This window comes from Bradyrhizobium sp. RD5-C2 (genome assembly GCF_019972155.1).
Lineage (GTDB): Bacteria > Pseudomonadota > Alphaproteobacteria > Rhizobiales > Xanthobacteraceae > Bradyrhizobium.
Genome location: NZ_BOVL01000021.1, coordinates 244,652 through 252,915, shown reverse-complemented (window position 1 = coordinate 252,915; position 8,264 = coordinate 244,652). Strand labels below are relative to the sequence as shown.

The 8,264-nt window shown below is 66.0% G+C and carries 7 protein-coding genes; 6 read left to right on the top strand and 1 reads right to left on the bottom strand.

Annotation, left to right across the window (positions count from 1 at the left end):
* Positions 1-250: 250 nt before the first annotated feature.
* From BraRD5C2_RS28425 to BraRD5C2_RS28405, 5 genes are all read left to right on the top strand, one after another.
* The gene (locus tag BraRD5C2_RS28425) at positions 251-1,714 is read left to right on the top strand and encodes a phenylacetate--CoA ligase family protein (RefSeq protein ID WP_223974325.1); all 1,464 of its coding nucleotides are present in this window, start codon (positions 251-253) and stop codon (positions 1,712-1,714) included.
* Between the two features lie 23 nt (positions 1,715-1,737).
* A complete protein-coding gene (locus BraRD5C2_RS28420) occupies positions 1,738-2,535 on the top strand; it encodes an ABC transporter permease (RefSeq protein WP_223974323.1) in 798 nt (265 codons plus the stop codon).
* An 11-nt stretch (positions 2,536-2,546) separates the two neighbouring features.
* A complete protein-coding gene (locus BraRD5C2_RS28415; RefSeq protein ID WP_223974321.1) occupies positions 2,547-3,374 on the top strand; it encodes an ABC transporter ATP-binding protein in 828 nt (275 codons plus the stop codon).
* Positions 3,374-3,967: a GNAT family N-acetyltransferase gene (locus BraRD5C2_RS28410; RefSeq protein ID WP_223974319.1), complete on the top strand. Its 594-nt coding sequence runs from the start codon at positions 3,374-3,376 to the stop codon at positions 3,965-3,967. The genes BraRD5C2_RS28415 and BraRD5C2_RS28410 overlap by 1 nt, the downstream gene beginning before the upstream one ends.
* A 155-nt stretch (positions 3,968-4,122) precedes the next feature.
* Positions 4,123-6,195, top strand: coding sequence for a DEAD/DEAH box helicase (locus tag BraRD5C2_RS28405; protein WP_223974317.1), 2,073 nt, complete (start codon positions 4,123-4,125; stop codon positions 6,193-6,195).
* Between the two features lie 251 nt (positions 6,196-6,446).
* Here the strand turns inward: BraRD5C2_RS28405 and BraRD5C2_RS28400 are convergent, their stop codons facing one another.
* Positions 6,447-7,940 (bottom strand): sensor domain-containing diguanylate cyclase, encoded by a 1,494-nt coding sequence (locus BraRD5C2_RS28400; protein ID WP_223974315.1) that lies wholly within the window; start codon positions 7,938-7,940, stop codon positions 6,447-6,449.
* A gap of 122 nt (positions 7,941-8,062) precedes the next feature.
* Here BraRD5C2_RS28400 and BraRD5C2_RS28395 point away from each other — a divergent pair.
* A partial coding sequence (locus BraRD5C2_RS28395; RefSeq protein ID WP_223974313.1) for a hypothetical protein occupies positions 8,063-8,264 on the top strand: 202 nt, incomplete at its 3' end.

The following is an 8,264-nucleotide window of genomic DNA, read 5'->3' as shown; positions in this document are numbered from 1 at the left end:
ATCAGGAAGGCGACCGGGGGCAAGTAGGCACCTGAAGCATCAGCCTTGTAGAGCGCGTTAGCGTCAGCGTACCCCGCCGCAACGCGATGCGCCGGAGCAATGGCGGGTTACGGCTTCGCCTAACCCGCCTTACGTCTCGGCCTGCGCGCGGGGTGCGACCGCGTGTGACCCGCGTCACGGCGGCCACGCGCGCCGCGAGCCATTGATAGCGCCATGAACGGGCGGTCTCCCGTCAATCATGGAGCTGAAGATGACGTCCTCCCTTGCAATCAGTGTTTCCGATGACGGCGTTGCTCTGGTGCCGGAGCATGATCAGGCCGCCGCGTCCCTCGTTCCCGCCGATGCGACCAGCGCGCCGCAGCGCCAGTTCTGGGAGACCGAGCACACCCGCCCGGATTTTCAGCCCTCCAACGAGGCGGCGCCCGAGCTGGTCGCGGCCACCGCGAACTATCTCGGCGAATGCATGCGGCACCCCTATCTGCCGGTGTCGGAAATCCGCGCGCGGCAGTTCGCCCGGATCAAGGAGCTGGTCGAGCTCGCCTACCGCGACATTCCGGTCTACCGCGCCAAGTATGATGCGGCCGGCTTCAAGCCGGAACATCTGCGCGACTACGACGACATCCAGAAGATCCCTGTCATCACCAAGCCCGAGCTGGTCGCGGCCTTCCCGGACCAGTGCGTCAACAAGAAGTACAAGCCGGAAAACCTGTTTCCGACGCGCTCGTCGGGCTCGTCCGGCCAGACGTTGCTGATCCGCGTCGATTATGACGCCGTCATCACCGACACCATCCAGGGTGTCCGCCAGTTCGCGATGCAGAGCGGCGGCAATTACCGCACCGAGGATCTGCTCGCCCATGTCTACACCGTGCCGTGGTGGTTCGATTCGATCGGCGGCGACTATCCGACTGCCTTCATCTCGAACCTGATCCCGCCGGCGCGCGTCGCCCAGCATCTGCGTTACCTCGGGCCGAAGATCCTCTCGCTCTATCCGTCGAGCCTGGATGCGCTGATGCCGCATGTCGACGAGTTCCGTTCCTCGCTCAATCTCGCGGTAACGCATTCGGAATATTCCTCGCGTACTGCCCGTCAGGAATGGTCGCGCCAGCTCGGCGTGCCCGTGCTCGACGAATATTCCTCCGAGGAAGCGACGCGGATCGCGCTGGAGATGCCCGACGGCCAGTATCACGTCTGCGAGGACACTGTGCATCTCGACGTGCTCGATCCCGTCACGATGGCGTCGCAGGCCGACGGCCAGTCCGGCATCGCCGTGATCACCAACCTGCTCAACGAGGCGATGCCGTTCATCCGCTACGTGCAGGGCGACTACATCACGCGGCCGGCCAATCCGGCGCCATCAGACATCAACTGGTCGCAGATCGCGAGCATCGACGGCCGGCTCAACGATGCCTTCGTCAACCGCGACGGCCGCAAGGTCCCGGCCGGCAGCATTCTCGATGCAACCTATCGCTGGATGTTCGACTGCAACCTGCATCTGGCGCAGTTCGAGATCGTGCAGCGCGGCGTCGACCTCGTCGAGGCGCGCGTCGTGCTCGGCCAGGATACGCCGATGTCGCGGCTGCGCGGCTCGGTCGCACATCTGGAGGATCTGCTCGCGGCCTGCCTCGAGCATCCGGTCCGGGTGCAGGCCAACGCGCTGCTCGCGTTTCCGCCCAAGGTCGGCAAGCGCCGCCCGATCCGCCGCGAGTTCGATTGATCTCGGCGAGAGGAGTGCGTGCCATGACTCAGTCACTGAACCGCATCGCCGCCATGACGGCGCGCTACTACTACATCCTGCGCTCGTCATGGCTGCGGCTGCTCGAGATCGTCTACTGGCCGGCGATGCAGATGATGGTGTGGGGTTTCCTCTATACCTACCTCTATCAAAGCAAGTCGGCGATGGCCTCCACTGCCGGCCTGCTGCTCGGCGCCGTCCTGCTCTGGGATGTGCTGTTTCGCGGCCAGCTCGGCTTCACTTTCACCTTCCTGGAGGAGATCTGGTCGCGAAACCTCGCCAATCTGATGATGAGCCCGTTGCAGCCGGCCGAGCTTGCGGCCTCGCTGATGCTGATGAGCCTGATCCGGCTGGTGATTGGCACGTTGCCGGTGACATTGCTGACGCTGCTGCTGTTCGGCTTCAATGTCTTTGCGATGGGGCCGGGGTTGATCTTGTTCTTCCTCAACCTCGTGCTGACCAGCTGGGCGATCGGGCTCGTCGTCGCAGGCCTCGTGATCCGCCAGGGCCTCGGTGCCGAAAGTCTCGCCTACTCGATCATGATCGTGCTGCTGCCGCTGTGCTGCGTCTACTACCCGGTCGAGGCGCTGCCGGTCTGGCTGCACCCGGTCGCCTGGTCGCTGACGCCGACCTATGTGTTCGAGGGCATGCGCGCCGTGCTGCTCGACGGCACCTTCCGCACCGACCTGATGATGGAATGCCTCGCGCTCAACGCCGTCTATCTCGGCATGGGCTTCGCCACATTCGTTGCCCTGTTGCAGAGCGCCCGCCACAAGGGCGGCCTGCTCACCATGGGCGAGTAAGGGAGACATCCATGAGCAGCATCGAACGCTTTCTGCCCCGCAGACATCTGACGCCGGTGTCGCCAAACACCACGCCCGCACAGGACAATGCGCCTGTGAGCCTCGGTATCGATGAAGCGCCGGCCATCGCGGTCGAGGACCTCTGCAAGAAGTACCACACCCACTGGGCCGTCGACGACGTGAACTTCAACGTGCCCAAGGGCTGGACCGTCGGCCTGCTCGGCGGCAACGGCGCCGGCAAGACCACCACCATCGCCATGATCATGGGCCTGGTGGTGCCAAGCTTCGGCCGCGCCATGGTGTTGGGCCACGACATGGCGACCGAGCGTCACAAGGTGCTCAGCCGGATGAATTTCGAAAGTCCCTATGTCGCATTGCCGGGGCGACTCACCGTGCGGCAGAACCTGACGGTGTTCGGACGGCTCTATGGTGTCGCCAATCTCAAGGCGCGGATCGAGGAACTGATCGAGGATTTCGAGCTCGGCGACGTGCTCGACCGCGTCACCGGGCGGCTCTCGGCCGGGCAGAAGACCCGGGTTGCCGTGGCGAAGGCACTGATCAACGACCCGGACGTGCTGCTGCTCGACGAGCCGACGGCATCGCTCGACCCTGACCGTGCAGAGTGGGTGCGCAGCCGGCTGCGCGCCTATCAGAAGCGCCGCGGCGCCACCATCCTGCTGTCCTCGCACAACATGACCGAGGTCGAGCAGCTCTGCGACTTCGTCGTCATCATGAGTCACGGCCGCATTGTCGCGATGGGACGTCCGGGCGAGCTCGCCGAGCGCTTCAAGTGCCGGGACCTCGACGAGGTCTTCATCTATCTGGCGAGGGTTGCGTGATGTCCTCATTTGGTTCTCCGAACGAGAAGCCGGTTGCGATCCGTCAGGAACGCCGTTCGGACGTGGCGGCGCGAGAGGGTCTGCTCGACGCTGCATTCGGTCCTGGCCGCTTGGCCAAGACCTCGGAGCGGCTGCGCGAGGGCCGCAAACTTGCGCGCGGCCTCGCGTTTGTCGCGCGCCGTGGCAGCCATCTGGTCGGCACATTGCGGCTGTGGCCGATCGTGACCGGCACCGGTCACGCCTGCCTGCTGCTCGGCCCGCTCGCGGTGGCGGAGGAGGCGCGATGCCTCGGCATCGGCGCCGCGCTGATGCGGCAGGCCTTGCAGCGGGCGCATCGGCTCGGTCACCGCGCCGTCATCCTGGTCGGCGACGCCGCCTATTACCGCCGTTTCGGCTTCTCGGCCGAGACCACCGGCGCGCTCCGCATGCCCGGTCCATATCAGCGCGATCGGCTGCTGGCCTGCGAGCTGATGCCGGGCGCGCTGCGCGGGGCGGGCGGCCTGATTGCCGCAGCCGGCCCGCCGCCGTCGCGGCTGTCCGGATTGATGGACCGGATCGCGGGCAGCCGGCCCCCGATCGGGCAACCGGCCTGATCCGCGGCTTTTTCCGCTGCGGGGGCATGGCGGTTTGGTTGTTCTTGGCGTAAAGCAGCCCAAATCGTCATGCGGCTGTGCCGCCTGCCGGGTACGCAGCCTCAGGTCGTCCCGCTCGACGTTCTGCACCCGGACCAATCAAGGTTTCCCATCTCGTGCCCTTTCCGACCACAAGTTCGCCGCTCGCCCGCGCCTTGGCTGAGCGCAACTACGAACAGCCGACCCCCGTCCAGCTTGCCGTGCTCGCGGACGACGCCGTTGACCGTGATCTGCTCGTTTCGGCCCAAACCGGCTCGGGCAAGACCGTTGCCTATGGATTGGCCATGGCAAAGGACCTGCTCGATGGCGCCGAGCGGTTCGAACCGGCGGCCGCGCCGCTGGCGCTGATCGTCGCGCCGACCCGCGAGCTCGCCTTGCAGGTTCAGCGCGAGCTCGCATGGCTCTATGAACACGCGGACGGTCGCGTCGTCTCCTGCGTCGGCGGCATGGACCCGCGCCGCGAGCAGCGCGAGCTTGCCGCAGGCGCCCACATCGTGGTCGGCACGCCCGGCCGGTTGTGCGACCATTTGCGGCGCGGCCGTCTCGACATTTCGGGCTTGCGGGTCGTCGTTCTCGACGAGGCCGATGAGATGCTCAATCTCGGCTTCCGCGAGGACATGGAGTTCATTCTCGAGACCACGCCGGACACCCGCCGCACCTTGCTGTTCTCGGCGACGTTTCCGCGCGGCATCGTCGCGCTGGCCAAGCAGTATCAGCAACAGGCGTTCCGGATCGAGGTCGCGGGCGACGAGGGCGGCCACGCCGATATCGAGTACCGCGCCATCCGGGTGGCCGCCGACGATGTCGAGCACGCGGTCGTCAACGTGCTGCGCTTCCATGAGGCGCCGAGCGCGCTGGTGTTTTGCAACACGCGAGAAGCCGTCAGGCATTTGCAGGCGGCGCTGCTCGAGCGCGGGTTCTCGGTGGCCTCGCTGTCAGGCGAAATGACCCAGAACGAGCGCACCCAGGCACTGCAGGCGTTGCGCGACGGACGGTCCAGGGTTTGTGTCGCGACCGACGTGGCGGCGCGCGGCATCGATCTGCCGAGCCTCGATCTCGTCATTCATGCCGATCTGCCGAAAGACCCGGAGGTCATGCAGCATCGCTCGGGCCGCACCGGCCGCGCCGGCCGCAAGGGTGTCAGCATCCTGCTTGTCCCGCCGGCACGGCGGCGCCGCGCCGAATTGCTGCTGAATCTGGCCGGCATCGATGTGGTCTGGGGTTCTGCGCCGCAGGCGGACGAGATCCGCAAGCTCGACCATGACCGCCTGATGCAGGATGCGGTGTTCTCCGAGGAGACGACCTCCGACGACCTGGCGCTCGCGCAAGCCTTGCTTGCCGAACGGTCGCCCGAGGCGATCGCCGCGGCGCTGGCCCGGTTCTATCGCGCGCGGCTGCCTGCGCCTGAAGACATTCTCGATCCCGGCGAGGGCCGGGGCCGCGAGCGCGACGATCGCCGCGGCGAGCGCACCTCGCGCCGCGAGGATCGTCCGGCCGGGCCGCGATCGAAGGCCGGCAAGGCTTCCCCGCGTCACGGCATGGAGGAGGCTACCGTCTGGTTCCGCGCCTCGATCGGACGCAGGAAGAATGCCGAAGCCCGCTGGCTGTTGCCGATGATCTGCCGCCGCGGCGGCATCGACAAGCACGACATCGGCGCCATCAAGATCTCGGATACGACCACCGAGTTCGAGATCGCCGCGCGGGTCGCGGATTCCTTCGCGGTCAAGATCAAGCGTCCGGACAAGGAAGACACCATCCGCATCGAGCCGCTGGCGGACGCTCCGCAGCGCCAGGCACCCTCGGACAAGCCGGCGCGCAAGCCCAGGCACGAGCCCAGGCACGATCCTTGGCGCGACAAGGATGACGGCGGCCACACCGCACCGCGCCGCGACGAGCCGCGTGATGATGCAGCCGCCAAGCGACGCGGCAAGCCGGACCGCGAGGCGAGAGCATTTTCGAGCGAAGGCGCGGGCCGTTCGCGTGAAGACTATGCGCCAAGACAGGAACCGAGAGCCGCGTTCCGATCCGACCGGGATGGCAAAGGCGCGAAGCCGAAATTCGACAGCGAGCCAGGGTTCGGCAAGAAAAAGAAGAATCGGAACAAGCCCGGCCAGGCCGGACACTGGCCGGACGTGTCGGCTTCGAAACCGAAGTTCGGCAAGAAGCCAAAGAAGAAGCACCGCGGCTGAGTTGGCGTCAGCGGCGTTCAGAATGCCGATGTATGAGTTTCGACGCCGCAGCAAACTCAGCGTCGTCCCGGCGAAGGCCGGGACCCATTACCCCGAATGCTCGTTGTTGCGCGACGCTGCGGCCACAATCCCGTTTACAATCACATGCGGTGGTTATGGGTCCCGGCCTTCGCCGGGACGACGCAGTGGATGTGGCGTGACATCGGCTTCGTCATGACGATGAACCGCGAGAGCAGTGCATGTACAGGTCCCTACGCCACCAGCGCCATCTTCGGCACGGTGGCGAGCACCGACTGGTTGCGGCCGTTGGCCTTGGCGGCGTAGAGCGCCTTGTCGGCGGCTTCGATCAGGTCGGACCATTGCTGGCCTGCGAGCGGCCGCATGCTGGCGACGCCGACGCTCACCGTCGTGATCAGCTCGCCCTCGCACCATTGCTGGACCTTGCCGCGGATGGTCTCGGCCAGGTTGAAGGCCTCGAGCGCGGTCATGTTGGGCAGCAGCACGGCGAACTCCTCGCCGCCGAAGCGCGCCGGGCAATCGCCGGCGCGGCGCACCGCGTCCGAGATGCAGATCGCAATTCCCACCAGCACCTGGTCGCCGGCCTGATGCCCATAGGTGTCGTTGTAGGCCTTGAAATGATCGGCATCGATCATCAGCAGTGCGACCGGCTGGCCGTAGCGGCCGGCACGACGCCATTCGCGGTCGATCTCGGCATCGAACTTGCGCCGGTTCTTCAGGCCGGTGAGGGCGTCGGTGGTCGCCAGTTCCTCGAGCTTGTCCTCGGCGTCGGCGCGGCGGACGATCTCGCGGGCGAGCACCAGCGTCGCGCTGAGCACGAACAGCACCAGAAAGGCCATGATCGCGCCGATCCGGATCGCCTCGGTGCGCCATAGATTGAAGACGGCTTCGAGCGGCTTGCCGACCACCACGTAAAGCGGCCCGCTGCTGCTGCGCCTGACATAGAGCCGCGGCGTGTCGTCGACCGGGCCCTTGCCCGAGAACGCGCCGCCCACCTTCAGGTTCTCGGATCGCCAGTCCAGCTGCTCGGCGAGGTTCTTGCCGATCACGTCGAGATCGAACGGCGTCCGCATGATGATGGTGCGGTCGTTGCGCAGCACCGTGATGGTGTCGCCCGGGGTGAGGTTCAGCCGCCCGAACAGATCGTGGAAGTAGCTGAAGCGGATCGAGCCGACCACGACGCCGAGAAAGCGGCCGTCCTCACCGGTGATACGCCGGCTCAGCACGATCGCGTAGGCGCCGCGATGCAGCATCGGTCGGCTGACATACAGCCCGGTGTCGGGATGGTCGCGCTGGATGGCGAAATACTCCTCGTCGCTGCGGTTCTCCGGCTGCGGATCGAGGCTCGCCGCGTCGATGGTCAGATTACCCTTGGTGTCGAACACCTGGATCGCGCCGAAATGCTTTGCGGTCGCGGCGTGATCGAACAGGATCAGCTGGCGCAGTTCCTTGCTGACGCCGCGGATCTCTGGCATTTCCAGATTGCTGGCGACCGCGCGCAGCGACAGGTCGTAGAGCTCGATGTTGCGGCTGATGTCGGCCTCGATGCCTGACGCCAGATTCTCCAGGGTGCGGCGGGCCAGCTGTTCCTCGCCGCGACGCATGTCGAACATCACGCCGGCGCAGACTGCGGAGAAGCCGAGGACGGTCGCAACGGACGCTGCGATCAGCAGCTTTGCCGATAACCGCCAGCGCCGCCTTGCGTCGTTTCCCCGTCGAAATGGCATGTCCCGCTCCAAAGCGTCGTCATGCAACGGGAAATCTTGTTGTCGCCTTAAATGGCGACAGCGGCCGCCGAATAGGTTAACGGGTGGTTGCCGGACCCTTATCGTTTGTCATCGAGGATGTTGTGAACGACTACGACGCGCTGCGGGATTATCTGAAGAAGCAGCATTTGACCGAATTCGTGCTGACCTTCGAGGAGATCGAGGCGATCATCGATGCGGCGCTGCCGCGCGCCGCGCACCGGGCGTCGTGGTGGGAAACCCTGCGCAGCCCGCAGGAGAAGATGCCGCAGCGCGAAGCCTGCCTCGACGCCGGCTACATCGCCA